This window comes from Micrococcus sp. UYEF5 (assembly GCF_040546065.1).
Classification (GTDB): Bacteria; Actinomycetota; Actinomycetes; order Actinomycetales; family Micrococcaceae; genus Micrococcus; species Micrococcus luteus.
The window spans coordinates 76,375-90,902 of sequence record NZ_JBEPNB010000001.1 but is presented as its reverse complement, the minus strand read 5'-3'; the positions used below and the strand labels follow the sequence as shown (position 1 = coordinate 90,902).

Here is a 14,528-nt window from a genome sequence, read left to right as displayed (position 1 = left end):
AGGAGACACGATGACCCTCACCCATGCCCCCGACCCGGGGACCGTGAGCCCCGCCGGGCCCGACGTCCAGGACGCCCTGGAGGCCGAGGCGATCCACATCATCCGCGAGGTGGTGGCCGAGTTCGAGCGCCCCGCCATGCTCTTCTCGGGCGGCAAGGACTCCGTGGTGATGCTCCACCTGGCCGCGAAGGCCTTCTGGCCGGGCAGGATCCCCTTCCCGGTGGTCCACGTGGACACCGGCCACAACTTCCCCGAGGTCCTCGAGTTCCGCGACCGCACGGTGGAGCGGCTCGGCCTGCGGCTCGTGGTGGGCTCCGTGCAGGAGTACATCGACCGCGGCGAGCTGCGTGAGCGCGCCGACGGCACCCGCAACACCCTGCAGACCACCCCCCTGCTGGACACGATCCGGACCAACCGGTTCGACGCCGTCTTCGGGGGAGGCCGCCGTGACGAGGACAAGGCGCGGGCCAAGGAGCGGATCATCAGCCTGCGGGACGCGTTCGGCCAGTGGGACCCGCGCAACCAGCGCCCCGAGCTGTGGAACCTCTACAACGGCCGTCACACCCCCGGCCAGCACGTCCGCGCGTTCCCCATCAGCAACTGGACCGAGCTGGACGTGTGGCGGTACATCGCCCGCGAGGGCATCGAGCTGCCCTCCATCTACTACGCGCACGAGCGGGAGGTCTTCCGCCGCGACGGCATGTGGCGCGCCGTGGGGGAGCACTCCCGCCCGGCCGAGAACGAGGAGGTCACCACGCGGACGGTGCGCTACCGCACGGTGGGCGACATGTCCTGCACCGGCGCCGTCCTCTCGGAGGCCGCCACCGTCGAGGACGTCGTGCTCGAGGTCGCCGCCTCCACCCTGACCGAACGCGGGGCCACCCGCGCCGACGACCGCATCTCCGAGGCGGCCATGGAAGATCGCAAGAAGGACGGGTACTTCTGATGAGCACCGCACTGCTGGACCGGCACGCCCCCGCCGGGACCCTGTTCCGCCTGGCCACGGCCGGCTCGGTCGACGACGGCAAGTCCACCCTCGTGGGCCGCCTCCTGCACGACTCCAAGGCCGTCCTGGCCGACCAGCTCGAGGCCGTGGCCCGCACCTCCGCCGAGCGCGGCTTCGGCGGCGCCGAGGGCGGGCTGGACCTGGCGCTGCTGACCGACGGCCTGCGCGCCGAGCGGGAGCAGGGGATCACGATCGACGTCGCATACCGCTACTTCGCCACGGACCGGCGCACCTTCGTGCTGGCCGACTGCCCCGGGCACGTGCAGTACACCCGCAACACCGTCACGGGCGCCTCGACGGCCGACGCCGTCGTGCTGCTCGTGGACGCCCGCAAGGGCGTGCTGGAGCAGACCCGACGCCACCTGAGCGTGGTGGCCCTGCTGCGGGTGCCGCACGTGATCGTCGCCGTCAACAAGATCGATCTCGTGGACTACTCCGAGGAGGTCTTCACCGCGATCGCCGAGGACGTTCGGCGCGTGGCCCGGGAGCTCGGCCTCTCCGACGCGGTGAGCGTCCCGGTGTCCGCCCTCCAGGGCGACAACGTGGTCACCCGCTCCGCGCGGACGGACTGGTACACCGGCCCCACGCTCATGGAGCTGCTCGAGTCCCTGCCCGGGGCGGACGCCGAGGACGACGCCGCGGCCTCCTTCCGCTTCCCGGTGCAGCTCGTGGTGCGCCCCCAGGGCGCCCTGGCCCCCGGCCTCGACCCGGAGGTCTTCCGCGACTACCGCGGCTACGCCGGGCAGGTCGTGGCGGGCACCGTCCGGCCCGGGGACGCCGTCGCCGTCCTCACCCCGGGGCAGCCGGTGCGCACCACCACCGTGGTGGGCGTCGACGCCGCCGGCGAATCCCTCGAGGAGGCCTCCTCCCCGCAGTCGGTGGTCCTGCGTCTGGCCGACGAGGTGGACGTGGCCCGCGGGGACACGATCGCCGCCGCGGACACCGCCCCGCGTCCCACCGCGGAGGTGGCCGCCGCGCTGTGCTGGCTCTCCGCCGCGCCGCTGCGCGTCGGGCAGCAGGTCCTCGTCAAGCACGGCACCGCCGTCGTCCGGGCGCTCGTCCAGGAGGTGGCCGGCCGGCTCGACCTGGACACCCTGCGGCTCGACCCGGCCGAGACCCTCGGGCTCAACGACATCGGACAGGTGCGCCTGCACCTGGCCGCGCCGCTGCCCGTGGAGCCCTACGCCGTGCATCGGCGCACCGGGGCGTTCCTCGTGATCGACCCCCAGGACGGGGCCACGCTCGCCGCCGGCATGGTGCGCGGCGGCGACGAGGCCTGATCCGGATGACGACGGCGCGAGGGGAGCGGTCATGACGGTGGTGATGGAGGACGTGGGCAAGAGCTTCGGCGGGCCCACGCCCGTGCTGGAGGACGTCTCCGTGCGGATCGAGCCGGGTGAGTTCGTCTGCCTGCTCGGCGCGTCCGGATGCGGCAAGTCCACCCTGCTGAACCTCATCGCCCGGCTCGAGGCGCCCACCGCGGGCGTCGTCAAGACTCCCCGGGAGGGGGCCGCGTTCATGTTCCAGGACGCCGCCCTCTTCCCGTGGCTCACCGCCCGCGGCAACATCGAGCTCGCCCTCCGGTTCGCCGGTGTGCCCGCGGCGGAGCGTCGGGAGCGTGCCGGGGAGCTGCTGCGCCTCGTCCACCTGGGCGACGCCGCCGACCTGCGACCCCACCAGCTCTCCGGCGGCATGCGCCAGCGCGTCGCCCTGGCCCGGGCCCTCGCCCAGGACCGCCCCCTGCTGCTCATGGACGAGCCGTTCGCGGCCTTGGACGCGATCACCCGCGACCTGCTGCATGGGGAGCTCGAGCGCGTGTGGCGGCAGACCGGTCGGACGGTCGTGTTCGTCACCCACAACGTGGCCGAGGCCGTCCGCCTCGGCCAGCGGGTGCTGCTGCTGTCCTCACGTCCGGGTCGCGTCGTCGCCGAATGGGACGTGCCCGCGGCCGCCCGCCACGACGCGCCCGCCGCGGCCGCCCTCACGGCCGCCATCACCGCCCGACTCGGTCAGGAGATCCGTCGCCATGCGCACTGACACCCCCACCCTCGACGCCCCCGGCCGCGCGCCGGGGGCCGCCACCGACGACGAGCTGCGCGAGCTCGACAGCGGCCTCGACGCGCTCCAGGCCGTCGACTCGACCCGTCGGACGGGTCTGGCCGGGTGGGACTGGAGCCGGGTCCTGCTCCCGGTGGCCGCCGTCGTCCTGCTCGTGGCGATCTGGCAGGCCTTCGCGTGGCTGGCCGGTGCGCGCGGTGAGCCGATCACCGGTCCCGGCGACGTCGTCGGGGCCTTCGGGACGCTGTGGGCGCAGGGCCTCGTCCAGCAGGCAGTGGCGACGTCGGTGGGCCGCGCCGTCGTGGGCTTCGCACTCGCCGTGGTCGTCGGCGTCGGGCTGGGCCTCGTGCTCGGACAGGTCGGCGTCCTGCGGCGGGCGTTCGGCCCGCTGCTCACGGCCCTGATGGTGCTGCCCAACGTGGCCTGGGTGCCGCTCGCGGTGCTGTGGTTCGGCCTCAGCGACGCCACCGCGTACTTCGTGATGCTCACCGGCGCCGTCCCCGCCGTGGTCGCCGGCCTCACCACCGGCACGGACCAGGTGCCACCGCAGCTGCGTCGCGCGGCCCGGGTGCTGGGCGCCTCGCGTCTCGAGACCGCCCTGCTGGTGGTCCTCCCGGCCGCCCTGCCCGCCTTCGTCTCCGGCCTGCGCCAGGGCTGGGCCTTCGCGTGGCGAGGCCTCATGGCCGCCGAGATCATCGCCGTCGGCGGGCCCATGGGCGTGGGACTCGGGACCCTGCTCCACGAGGGACGTGCCGCGTCCGACCTCGCCGTCGTCCTCTGCGCCGTCCTGACCATCCTGGCCGTCGGCGTCCTCGTCGAACTGGCCGCATTCGGCCCCGTCGAGCGGCGCATGCTGCGCCGCCGCGGGCTGCTGGAAGGGAGCACGCGATGACCGCGTCCGATCTGTACCCCACCTCCCTGCGTCTGCTCGGCCGGCCCGTCCTGGTCGTGGGCGGCGGGCGCGTGGCCGGCCGCCGCGTGGGTGCCCTCCTCGACGCCGGCGCGCTCGTTACCGTGGTGGCCCCGAAGCCGGGGGAGGAGGTGGAGCGGCTCGCGGCGGCCGGCCTGCTCACCCTGCATCGCCGCCCCTACCGCCCGTCCGACCTCGACGGGGTCTGGTTCGCCCAGACCGTCACCGGTGACCGGGCCGTGGACGGGGCCGTGGCCTCCGACGCCGAGGCCCGCCGCGTCTGGTGTGTCGACGCCTCCGACGCCGAGTCCTCCGCCGCCTGGACGCCCGCCGTCGTCCGGGCCGGGGACGTGACCGTGGCCGTCAACGCCGGGGGAGACCCTCGCCGTGCCCGCGCCCTGAAGGACGCGATCACCCTCGCCCTGTCCACGGGGCGGCTGCCGCTGCGGCGGCGGCGCGCGTCCGCCGAGCCCGGTCGCGTGGCCCTCGTCGGCGGCGGCCCCGGCGACTCCGGGCTCATCACCGTGCGCGGCCGGCAGCTGCTCGCGGAGGCCGACGTGGTGGTCGCCGACCGGCTGGGCCCGCGCGCCCTCCTGGCCGAGCTGGACCCGGTGGTGCCCGTGATCGAGGTCGGCAAGGCCCCCGGGAACCACCTGGCCACGCAGGACGAGATCAACGCCGTCCTGGTCCGGGAGGCCCGGGCCGGCCGCGTCGTCGTCCGGCTCAAGGGCGGCGACCCGTACGTGCTCGGCCGCGGCGGCGAGGAGGCAGCGCACTGCCGCGCCCACGGCGTCGACGTCGAGGTGGTGCCCGGTGTCACGAGCGCCGTCTCGGTGCCCGCCGCCGCGGGGATCCCGGTCACGCATCGCGGCGTCGCCACCGGTTTCACGCTGGTGACCGGCCACGAAGAGCTGTCCGAAGTGCCCACCCGGGCCGACCACACGCTCGTCCTGCTGATGGGCGTGCGCCGGCTCGCGGACACCGCGCGCCGACTGACGGAGCGCGGCCTCGACGGCGCGACGCCCGTGGCGATCATCGAGCGCGGCTGGATGCCGGACCAGCGGGTCACCGTGGGCACGGTGGAGACCATCGCCGCGCAGGCGGCCGCCGTCGGTGTGGAGAACCCCGCCGTGATCGTCGTGGGCGACGTCGTGCGCCTGAGCCCCTACGCCACCGGCGCGCCTGCGGCCGGTGTCCCTGCCCCGATCTTGACCCTGAACCCGACCTCCGAAGGAGCACGAGCATGACCCTGACCCCCTCGGCCTCGAGGCCTGACCGCCCGTTGCGCATCGCCATCATCGGTGCCGGACCCGCCGGGGTGTACACGGCGGACATCCTGACCAAGGAGGAGCGGGACTTCCGTGTCAGCATCGACCTGTTCGACCGGTACCCGGCCCCGTTCGGCCTGATCCGCTACGGGGTGGCCCCGGACCATCCGCGCATCAAGGGCATCGTGAACGCCCTGCACAAGGTCATGGACCGGGGCGACATCCGTTTCCTGGGGAATGTGGACTACGGCACGGACCTGAGCCTGGCGGACCTGCGTCGGCATTACGACGCGATCGTGTTCTCCACCGGGGCTGTGCGCGACGCGGCCCTGGACGTGCCCGGGGTGGAGCTGGCCGGCTCATTCGGTGGCGCGGACTTCGCGTCCTGGTATGACGGGCACCCGGATGTGCCGCGGCACTGGCCGTTGGAGGCCACGCAGGTGGCGGTGATCGGCAACGGGAACGTGGCCCTGGATGTGGCCCGGATCCTGTCCAAGCATGCCGAGGACCTGTTGCCCACCGAGATCCCGGACAACGTGTACCGGGACCTGGCCGCGTCCCCGGTCACGGATGTGCACGTGTTCGGCCGGCGCGGGCCGGCGCAGGTGAAGTTCACCCCGCTGGAGCTGCGGGAGCTGGCGCATTCCCGGGATGTGGACATCGTGTTGTACGAGGAGGACTTCGACTTCGATGAGGCCTCGGAGAAGGCGATCGAGGAGAACAACCAGGTCCGCACCATGGTGGGCACGCTGACGAACTGGCTCATGGAGCAGGAGGACCGTCAGCAGAGCGCCTCGCGTCGGTTGCACCTGCACTTCCTGCAGGCCCCCGAGGAGTTCCTGGACGAGGACGGGGACGGCCGGGTAGACGGCCTGCGGATGCGCCGCATGGAGCTGGACGGCTCCGGTGGGGTCCGCCCGAGCCAGGAGACCGTGGACTACCCGGTGCAGGCGGTGTACCGGGCGGTGGGCTATTTCGGGTCCCCGGTGGAGGGGGTGGAGTTCGATGAGGTGCGCGGGGTGATCCCGAACGCGCAGGGCCGGGTGCTGGACGCGGACGGCGCCCCGGTGCCGGGTCTGTATGCCTCGGGGTGGATCAAGCGGGGCCCGGTGGGGTTGATCGGGCACACCAAGGGTGACTCCCTGGAGACGATCAAGCATCTGATCGAGGACGAGCCGGGGCTGTGGACGGCCCAGGAGCCGTCGGAGGAGTCGGTGATCGAGCTGCTCGAGTCCCGTGAGGTGCCGTACACGACGTGGGCCGGTTGGCATGCTCTGGATGACCATGAGAAGTCCCTGGGTGCGCAGGCCACGCAGGCCGGGCCGGTGGCGCGGGAGCGGGTGAAGGTCGTGGACCGGGAGGAGATGACCCGCATCTCCCGGGAGGGTGTCCTCCTCGGCGCCGAAGGCTGAGTCCTCCCGTCGGGTGGACCCGCGGCGGGGCGCGGGCCACCCCTCGCCCGCGCCGCGGCCCGCTCCCTACCGTGGTGCCCATGACCACCTTCGCCGCAGCCGAACGTGCCCGCCTCGCTGACCTCCTGCTCGAGAAGGGCCCCGACGCGCCCACCCTGTGCGGCGGCTGGAGCACCCGCGACCTCGCCGCCCACCTCTGGCTGCGGGAGAGCCGGCCCGACGCCTTCGCCGCCCTGTTCATCCCGCCGCTGTCCCGCCACCTCGACCGCCTGACCGCGGACACCAAGCGCCGCGACTACGCCGAGGTCGTGCGGGAGTGGGCCGCGGGCCCGTCGGCGCTGAACCCCATGCGGGCGGCGGATAGGCACGTGAACGCGGCCGAGCACTTCATCCACCTCGAGGACGTCCGGCGCGGCGAGTCCGCGGCCAGCGGCTCGCTGCCCGCCCCGCGCTCGTTCTCCCCGGACGAGGAGGACGCCCTCTACCGCTCGCTGCGCCGCATGGCCCCGCTGTTCCTGCGTAAGTCCGCGGCGCCGGTGGTCCTCCAGGGCCCGGGTCGCGCCCCGGTCACCGTCACCCGTGGGGCCGTGGCGCTGCGGGCGCCCGTCACGGTGACCGGCGAGGTCGGGGAGCTCCTCCTCTGGGCCTCGGGCCGGGACGCCGTGCACGTGGAGATCGACGGCGACGCGTCGGCGGCCGTGCGCACCGCCCTCTGACGCGCTCCGGCCCCGCGGCCACGGGCCGGCGCAGCGTCCACTACACTGGCGGGCATAGGCGTCGACCCGGCCATCACCGGCGAGCCTCCGGAAGAACGGGCCGCACGGCCCCAGTAGAACCGGACGGGTAAGCCCGTCACAGCAGTCATCAAGCGGCCGGCACCCCGGGGACCTCCCGACGCCGGCAAGCAAGGTGGTACCGCGTCCGCGGCCGGCCGGAGGGTCGGGCCCTCGGGCGTCCTTGCACGGAACCGACGCCCCGGACGCAAAGGACCCCCGTGTACCCCCTCGCCTCCTCCGCCCCTGACGGCCGCACCCCCGCCTCCCCGCGCTTCCCGGAGATCGAGCGCCGCATCCTGGCGTACTGGGACGAGGACGGCACCTTCCAGGCCTCGATCGACCAGCGTCCCACCCGGAACGAGGACGGCTCGCAGAACGAGTTCGTCTTCTACGACGGCCCGCCCTTCGCCAACGGCCTGCCGCACTACGGCCACCTGCTCACCGGGTACGTCAAGGACCTCGTGGCCCGCTACCAGACGCAGCAGGGCCGCCGCGTGGAGCGCCGCTTCGGCTGGGACACCCACGGCCTGCCCGCCGAGCTCGAGGCGATGAAGCAGCTGGGCATGACGGACAAGTCCGAGATCGAGGCCATGGGCATCGACACGTTCAACGAGGCCTGCCGCTCCTCGGTCCTGAAGTACACGGACCAGTGGCAGGACTACGTGACCCGCCAGGCCCGCTGGGTCGACTTCGAGAACGACTACAAGACCCTCACCCCGGACTTCATGGAGTCCGTGATCTGGGCCTTCTCCGAGCTGCACCGCAAGGGCCTGACCTACCGCGGCTTCCGCGTCCTGCCCTACTGCTGGAACGACGAGACCCCGCTGTCCAACCACGAGCTGCGCATGGACGACGACGTCTACAAGATGCGCCAGGACCCCTCGGTCACCGTCACGTTCCCGATCACCGGTCTCCCGGCGGACCCCGCCCTCGTGCCCGACGGCGGCGCCGACGCGGCGCTCGCCGCGCACCTGGCCGGCGTCCACGTCCTGGCCTGGACCACCACGCCCTGGACGCTGCCGACCAACGCGGCCCTCGCCGTCGGCCCCCAGATCCAGTACGCCGTGGTGCCGGCCGGCCCCGAGGGCGCGACCGCGGACGGGGACCGCTTCCTCCTGGCCGTGGACCTGGTGGGCGCCCACGCCAGGGAGCTCGGCTACGCCGATGCCGACGCCGCCCGCGCCGCGGTCACCGAGACGATCCCCGGCGCCCGCCTCGGCGGTCTGGCCTACGCGCCGCTGTTCACGGACGTGTTCGACGCCCACCGCGGGGAGACCTTCACCGTCAACGGCCGTGACCTCGGCGTCGAGGGCGCCCACCGCATCCTCGTGGACGACTACGTCTCCACCGAGGACGGCACGGGCGTGGTCCACCAGGCGCCGGCCTACGGTGAGGACGATCAGCGCGTGTGCGAGGCCAACGGCATCCCCGTGCTGCTCTCCGTGGACTCCGGTGCCCGGTTCCTGCCGCTGTTCGCCCGCGAGGACGTCGGGCGCGGCGACCTGCGCGAGATCGCCGGCGTCCAGGTCTTCGAGGCCAACCGCACGATCATCCGCGCCCTGCGCTCGCTGGGTCGGCTCGCGCGGGAGGCCTCCTACGAGCACTCCTACCCGCACTGCTGGCGGTGCCGCACGCCGCTGATCTACCGCGCGGTGACGTCCTGGTACGTCAAGGTCACCCAGGTCAAGGAGCGCATGCTCGAGCTGAACGAGGAGATCACCTGGATCCCCGGCAACGTGAAGCACGGGCAGTTCGGCACGTGGGTCGCCAACGCGCGCGACTGGTCCATCTCCCGCAACCGGTACTGGGGCTCGCCCATCCCGGTGTGGGAGTCCGACCACCCGGACTTCCCCCGCCAGGAGGTCTACGGCTCGCTCGCGGAGATCGAGGAGGCCTTCGGCCGCCTGCCGCGCAACGCCCAGGGCGAGGTGGACCTGCACCGCCCGTGGGTGGACGACCTCACCCGCCCCCACCCGGACCCCGAGGCCGCCGCGGCCGGCGCGGTCATGCGCCGCGTCGAGGACGTGCTGGACGTCTGGTTCGACTCCGGCTCCATGCCGTACGCCCAGGTGCACTACCCGTTCGAGCGCGCGGACTGGTTCCCCACGCACAACCCGGCGGACTTCATCGTGGAGTACATCGGCCAGACGCGCGGCTGGTTCTACACCATGCACATCCTGGCGACCGCCCTGTTCGACCGGCCGGCGTTCTCCAACGTGATCGCGCACGGCATCGTGCTCGGCTCGGACGGGCAGAAGATGTCCAAGTCGCTGCGCAACTACCCGGACGTCACGGAGGTCCTGGACCGCGACGGCGCGGACGCCATGCGCTGGTTCCTCATGGCCAGCCCCATCCTGCGCGGCGGCAACCTGATCGTCACGGAGGAGGGCATCCGCGAGGGCGTCCGCCAGGTGCTGCTGCCGGCGTGGAACGCCTACCACTTCTTCACCCTGTACGCGAACACCGCGCACGACGGCGGCGCCCGCCCCGAGGGGTACCGCGCGCAGGAGCGGCACACCGCAGAGGACCCCCTGGACCAGTACATCCTGGCCGCCACGGGCCGCATGCTGCGGGAGGTCAAGACCAGCCTGGACGCCTACGAGGTCTCGGACGCCACGGACGCGCTGCGCGGCTTCATGGACACCCTGACCAACTGGTACATCCGCCGGTCCCGTGAGCGGTTCTTCGACGAGGACACCGTCGCCTTCGACGTCCTCTACACCGTCCTGGAGGCCTTCGCCCGGGCCGCCGCACCGCTGATGCCGCTGATCGCCGAGGAGATCTGGCGCGGTCTCACGGGCGGCCGCTCGGTCCACCTGACCGACTACCCGGACGCCGACCTGTTCCCCCACGGGCCCGAGGCGGACTCCCTCGTGGCCCGGATGGACGCGGTGCGCCGCATCAGCTCGGCCGGCTCGGCCCTGCGCAAGGGGGCCGGGCGCCGGGTGCGCCTGCCACTGCCCCGCCTGTCCGTCGTCGTCCCGGACGCGGCGGGCCTCGAGGGCACCTACGCCCGCATCGTGGCGGACGAGCTGAACCTCAAGGACGTCGAGCTCACCGAGCTCTCGGAGGAGGCGATCGCCCGCTGCGGCATCGGCACGGAGCTGAAGCTGAACTTCCGCGAGCTCGGCAAGGCGTTCGGCAGGCAGGTGCCGCTCGTGAAGCAGGCGGTCGACGCCGGCGCGTACGAGGAGACGGCCGAGGGCCTGGCGGTCACGCTCGCCGACGGCGAGACCGTGACCCTGGCCCCCGCGCTCTACGAGCTGCGCACCGTCTCCACCGGTGCCCCCGAGGGGACCGCGGTGGGCGTGCTGCCCGGCACCGCCGGCTTCCTCGTCCTGGACACCGAGGTCTCCGCGGAGCTGGCCACCGAGGGCACCGCCCGGGACGTGGTCCGCGCCGTGCAGGCGGCCCGCAAGGACGCCGGCCTGGACGTCTCCGACCGCGTGCGCACGCGGATCGAGGGCCCCACCGCCGTCGTGGCGGCGCTCGAGGTCCACCGCGGCCTCGTCGCGGAGGAGACCCTCACGGTGGACCTGGAGCTCGTGGACTCCGGTGCGGCCGACCCCCGCAAGGACCCGGCCGACGACGCCATGAAGACCGTGGCCGTCACCGTCGCGAAGGCGGACGCGTGATGCGCGCGGACGTCCCGGGCACGGTCGAGGAGGTCTACCGGGACCTGCTCGCCCGCGCCCCGGAGAACAAGATGCAGCCGCGGCTCGAGCCGATGCGGCGCGTGCTCGCGCTGCTCGGCGACCCGCAGCACGCGGCCCCGGTGATCCACCTGACCGGCACCAACGGCAAGACGTCCACGGCGCGGATGGTCGAGGCCGTCCTGCGTGCCTACGGGCTGCGCACCGGGCGCTACACCTCGCCGCACCTGCAGCGCGTCACGGAGCGGATCAGCATCGACGGCGCCCCGGTGGCCGACGAGACCTTCGTGCGCGTGTGGGGGGAGATCCTCCCGATCGTGCAGACCGTGGACGCGGAGCTCGAGGCCGCGGGCGAGGTCCCGCTGACGTACTTCGAGGCGGTCACCACGCTGGGCTTCGCGGTGTTCGCGGACGAGCCCGTCGAGGTCGTCGTCCTGGAGGTGGGCCTCGGGGGTGTGACGGACGCGACCAACGTCGCGGACGCCGTCGTCTCCGTGGTCACCCCCATCTCCCTGGACCACACAGATCTGCTGGGGGAGACCGAGGCCGAGATCGCCGAGGAGAAGGCCGGCATCATCAAGCCCGGCGGCGCCCTCGTCTCCGCCGCCCAGGAGCGCGACGCCGCCCAGGCGCTGCTCGAGGCGGCGCGGGCGGCCGACGTGCCGTTCCGCTTCGAGGGCGTCGAGTTCGGCGTGCTCGAGCGCTCCCTGGCCGTGGGCGGCCAGCAGGTGTCCGTGCGCGGCCTCGCGGCCGAGTACCGGGACCTGTTCCTGCCGCTGCTCGGGGAGCACCAGGCGCAGAACCTCGCGGTGGCCGTGGCGGCCCTGGAGATGTTCCTGGGCGGCGGCGAGCGGCCGCTGGACGAGGAGCTGCTGCGCGAGGGGCTGTCCCAGGTCACCTCGCCCGGCCGGCTCGAGGTGCTGCGCACCGCCCCCACGCTCATCGTGGACGCCGCCCACAACCCGGACGGCGTGCGGGCCACGGCCCGCGCGGTGCAGGAGGCGTTCGGCTTCACCCGCCTCTCGCTGGTCGTCGGGATCCTCCAGGAGAAGGACGCGCCGGGCATGCTCGCGGCGCTCTACCGGGCGTTCGGCGACGACGTGGAGGACCTCGCGGTGACGCAGTCCTCCTCGGCCCGTGCCATCCCGGCCGGGGAGCTGGCCCGCATGGCCGTCGACGCCGGCTGGCCCGAGGACGACGTGTACGCCACCGAGTCCGTGCCGGACGCCCTCGAGTGGGCGGTCGGCCGCGCGGAGGCCCTGGAGACGAGCGCGGACGAACTGGCCTCCGGCACCGGCGGCGGGGTGCTCGTGCTCGGCTCGATCACCCTGGCCGCCGAGGTCCGCACCCTCGTGGGCGAGCCCCGCCATGCCGGCCCCGTCACCGTGGCCGCCCGCGGCCTCGACCCCGCCGACCTGCTCGACGCCGTCGGGCTGGCGGACGCCGATGAGGACGACCTGGACCCGGAGATCCTCGAGCTGCTCGAGGACCGCGACGACGCCGGCGCCCGCCGCCGGCCGGAGGAGGACCGATGAGCCCCGACCAGCCGGAGACCGGAGGCGCCCCGGAGCAGGGGCGCTTCGGCGACGAGTCCTGGCGCCCCGAGCGCGAGACGCGAGCCCAGCGGCAGTGGCGCCCCGGCACTCGCCGGCGCCGACGCTCCGTGCGCGCCCTGTTCACCTCCACGATCCTCATGCTCGAGGCGGTGCTCATCTTCTTCCTCGGGCTCATGCTGTTCGGCATGCACCGGGACGAGCCGGGCGCCTGGTGGTTCGTGGCGGGCTACTCCGCGCTGGCCGTCGTCGCGGTGCTGACCTGCGCCCTGGTGCGCAAGCCCGTCGGCATCGCGATCGGCTGGGCGATCCAGGCCGTCCTGCTGGCCTCCGGCTTCTGGGAGTACTCGATGTTCGTGGTGGGGGCCCTCTTCGCGCTGACGTGGGCGTACGCCGTGATCAAGGGCGGTGCCATGGACGTCGAGAACGCCCAGCGCGACCGCCTCGAGGCCGCCTGGGAGGCCGAGCACGGACGCTGAGACCCGGGCCCCACTAGGGTGGAGCGGGAACCGGACCGCGCTCGCGGCCGTCCGACGACGCTAGGAGCACACCCCATGACGCACCACACCGAAGAGACCCTCGTCCTCATCAAGCCGGACGGGGTGGCCCGCAACCTGGTCGGCGAGATCCTCGCGCGCATCGAGCGCAAGGGCTACGTGATCGCCGATCTGAAGATGCTCACGCCCACCCGCGCCATGCTGGAGCGGCACTACGAGGAGCACCAGGGCAAGCCGTTCTTCGAGCCGCTGGTCGCGTTCATGGCCTCCGGCCCCGTGGTGGCCGCGCGCGTCACGGGCGACTCGGTGATCGAGGGCTTCCGCTCGCTGGCCGGCAAGACCGATCCCACCGTGGCCGCCCCGGGCACCATCCGCGGCGACCTGGGCCGGGACTGGGGCGAGGCCGTCCAGAAGAACCTCGTCCACGGTTCGGACTCGACCCTCTCGGCCGAGCGCGAGCTCGCGATCTGGTTCGGCTGAGCCCGTTCCGGGCCCGCACGACGGCGGCCGGTCACCCTGGTGGGGTGACCGGCCGCCGTCGTCGTGCCCGGTGGGGGAGCGCGGGCTCAGTCGATCCCGATGACCCCGAGGCCCAGTTCCAGCAGGATCGAGGCGAACACCAGGACGTAGAGGAGCACGATCACGGGCCAGGCCAGCTCCCGGGCGAGGCGGACGAGACCGGCCGGGGCCGGCAGCGTGCCGGTCTGCAGGTTCCGGGACGTCACGAGCACGAGCTGGGCGATGACCATGGCCCACACGATCATGCAGTAGAGGCAGAGCGTGCCGATGCTGTAGACGGCCGAGTACCAGAGCCACACGCAGAACGCGAAGCCCGCCAGGATCCCCGCGTTCATCAGCAGCCAGTACCAGCGGGCGAAGCGGGCGCCGGCGAGCAGGGACATCCCCACGGTGATGAGCACGGAGAACGCGACCACGCCGATGTACGTGTTCGGGAAGCCGAAGGTGTGGGCCTGCCACGACTGCATCACCTGGCCGCAGGACACCCACGGGTTGAGGTCGCAGGACGTGCGGTGCGTCGGGTCCGCGGTGAGGAGGGCGCGCTCGACGATGATGATGATGGTGGCCGTCAGCGCCACGAGCGAGGTGATCAGGAGCAGCGCCGCCGTGCCCGCGGGCCGGGCGTACCAGGTGAGCCGGGCCTCCTCGGCGGGGATGTCGTCGGCGGGGGAGAGGCGGATGTCGTCCGTCAGCGGGGTCGCAGGCATGGACACGATTCTAGGCGCGTGCCCGGGGCGGATGTGAGAGAATCGGCCCTGGCCGTCCCGTGGCCACACCGCGGGGCAGCCCGCTGCGCGCCCGACGTCGGGCCGCCGCCGAGGCGCCCCCGCGTCGAGCATCGTGCGGGAGGTGGACGCCGGGCCCCGCCCGTGTGCG

At 73.4% G+C, this 14,528-nt stretch carries 12 protein-coding genes; 11 read left to right on the top strand and 1 reads right to left on the bottom strand.

The window, feature by feature from the left end; translation table 11 throughout:
* The first annotated feature begins 10 nt into the window (after positions 1 to 10).
* The 11 genes from cysD (at position 11) to ndk (ending at position 13,613) form a co-directional block, all read left to right on the top strand.
* On the top strand, positions 11 to 946 hold the full coding sequence (gene cysD, locus ABIB16_RS00440; RefSeq protein WP_060974121.1) for a sulfate adenylyltransferase subunit CysD: 936 nt from the start codon (positions 11 to 13) through the stop codon (positions 944 to 946).
* On the top strand, positions 946 to 2,286 hold the full coding sequence (locus ABIB16_RS00435; RefSeq protein ID WP_354435978.1) for a sulfate adenylyltransferase subunit 1: 1,341 nt from the start codon (positions 946 to 948) through the stop codon (positions 2,284 to 2,286). Before cysD ends, ABIB16_RS00435 begins: the two co-directional genes overlap by 1 nt.
* A gap of 31 nt (positions 2,287 to 2,317) precedes the next feature.
* Positions 2,318 to 3,043 (top strand): ABC transporter ATP-binding protein, encoded by a 726-nt coding sequence (locus ABIB16_RS00430; protein WP_354435977.1) that lies wholly within the window; start codon positions 2,318 to 2,320, stop codon positions 3,041 to 3,043.
* Entirely contained in the window at positions 3,033 to 3,956 is a 924-nt protein-coding gene (locus ABIB16_RS00425; RefSeq protein WP_044659090.1) for an ABC transporter permease, read from the top strand. The genes ABIB16_RS00430 and ABIB16_RS00425 overlap by 11 nt, the downstream gene beginning before the upstream one ends.
* Entirely contained in the window at positions 3,953 to 5,221 is a 1,269-nt protein-coding gene (gene cobA, locus ABIB16_RS00420) for a uroporphyrinogen-III C-methyltransferase (protein WP_354435976.1), read from the top strand. The genes ABIB16_RS00425 and cobA overlap by 4 nt, the downstream gene beginning before the upstream one ends.
* The gene (locus ABIB16_RS00415) at positions 5,218 to 6,654 is read left to right on the top strand and encodes an FAD-dependent oxidoreductase (protein WP_095353789.1); all 1,437 of its coding nucleotides are present in this window, start codon (positions 5,218 to 5,220) and stop codon (positions 6,652 to 6,654) included. The genes cobA and ABIB16_RS00415 overlap by 4 nt, the downstream gene beginning before the upstream one ends.
* A gap of 80 nt (positions 6,655 to 6,734) precedes the next feature.
* The gene (locus ABIB16_RS00410) at positions 6,735 to 7,370 is read left to right on the top strand and encodes a TIGR03085 family metal-binding protein (RefSeq protein ID WP_044659087.1); all 636 of its coding nucleotides are present in this window, start codon (positions 6,735 to 6,737) and stop codon (positions 7,368 to 7,370) included.
* 278 nt (positions 7,371 to 7,648) lie between these two features.
* Positions 7,649 to 11,065, top strand: coding sequence for an isoleucine--tRNA ligase (gene ileS / locus ABIB16_RS00405; protein ID WP_354435975.1), 3,417 nt, complete (start codon positions 7,649 to 7,651; stop codon positions 11,063 to 11,065).
* Positions 11,065 to 12,618: a bifunctional folylpolyglutamate synthase/dihydrofolate synthase gene (locus ABIB16_RS00400; protein ID WP_354435974.1), complete on the top strand. Its 1,554-nt coding sequence runs from the start codon at positions 11,065 to 11,067 to the stop codon at positions 12,616 to 12,618. Before ileS ends, ABIB16_RS00400 begins: the two co-directional genes overlap by 1 nt.
* The gene (locus ABIB16_RS00390; protein ID WP_073115421.1) at positions 12,615 to 13,115 is read left to right on the top strand and encodes a DUF4233 domain-containing protein; all 501 of its coding nucleotides are present in this window, start codon (positions 12,615 to 12,617) and stop codon (positions 13,113 to 13,115) included. Before ABIB16_RS00400 ends, ABIB16_RS00390 begins: the two co-directional genes overlap by 4 nt.
* A 75-nt stretch (positions 13,116 to 13,190) precedes the next feature.
* Positions 13,191 to 13,613, top strand: coding sequence for a nucleoside-diphosphate kinase (gene ndk, locus ABIB16_RS00385; protein ID WP_012750845.1), 423 nt, complete (start codon positions 13,191 to 13,193; stop codon positions 13,611 to 13,613).
* 86 nt (positions 13,614 to 13,699) lie between these two features.
* On the opposite strand, the gene ABIB16_RS00380 is transcribed toward ndk, so the two are convergent.
* On the bottom strand, positions 13,700 to 14,359 hold the full coding sequence (locus ABIB16_RS00380; protein ID WP_044659082.1) for a vitamin K epoxide reductase family protein: 660 nt from the start codon (positions 14,357 to 14,359) through the stop codon (positions 13,700 to 13,702).
* Between the last annotated feature and the right edge of the window lie 169 nt (positions 14,360 to 14,528).

Excerpts from the sequence above, each read along its gene's own strand:
- ABIB16_RS00410 (WP_044659087.1), top strand. The coding sequence starts at position 6,735 with ATGACCACCTTCGCCGCAGCCGAACGTGCCCGCCTCGCTGACCTCCTG.
- cobA (WP_354435976.1), top strand. The coding sequence starts at position 3,953 with ATGACCGCGTCCGATCTGTACCCCACCTCCCTGCGTCTGCTCGGCCGG.
- ABIB16_RS00390 (WP_073115421.1), top strand. The coding sequence starts at position 12,615 with ATGAGCCCCGACCAGCCGGAGACCGGAGGCGCCCCGGAGCAGGGGCGC.
- ABIB16_RS00425 (WP_044659090.1), top strand. The coding sequence starts at position 3,033 with ATGCGCACTGACACCCCCACCCTCGACGCCCCCGGCCGCGCGCCGGGG.
- cysD (WP_060974121.1), top strand. The coding sequence starts at position 11 with ATGACCCTCACCCATGCCCCCGACCCGGGGACCGTGAGCCCCGCCGGG.
- ABIB16_RS00435 (WP_354435978.1), top strand. The coding sequence starts at position 946 with ATGAGCACCGCACTGCTGGACCGGCACGCCCCCGCCGGGACCCTGTTC.
- ABIB16_RS00415 (WP_095353789.1), top strand. The coding sequence starts at position 5,218 with ATGACCCTGACCCCCTCGGCCTCGAGGCCTGACCGCCCGTTGCGCATC.
- ndk (WP_012750845.1), top strand. The coding sequence starts at position 13,191 with ATGACGCACCACACCGAAGAGACCCTCGTCCTCATCAAGCCGGACGGG.
- ABIB16_RS00380 (WP_044659082.1), bottom strand. The coding sequence starts at position 14,359 with ATGCCTGCGACCCCGCTGACGGACGACATCCGCCTCTCCCCCGCCGAC.
- ABIB16_RS00430 (WP_354435977.1), top strand. The coding sequence starts at position 2,318 with ATGACGGTGGTGATGGAGGACGTGGGCAAGAGCTTCGGCGGGCCCACG.
- ABIB16_RS00400 (WP_354435974.1), top strand. The coding sequence starts at position 11,065 with ATGCGCGCGGACGTCCCGGGCACGGTCGAGGAGGTCTACCGGGACCTG.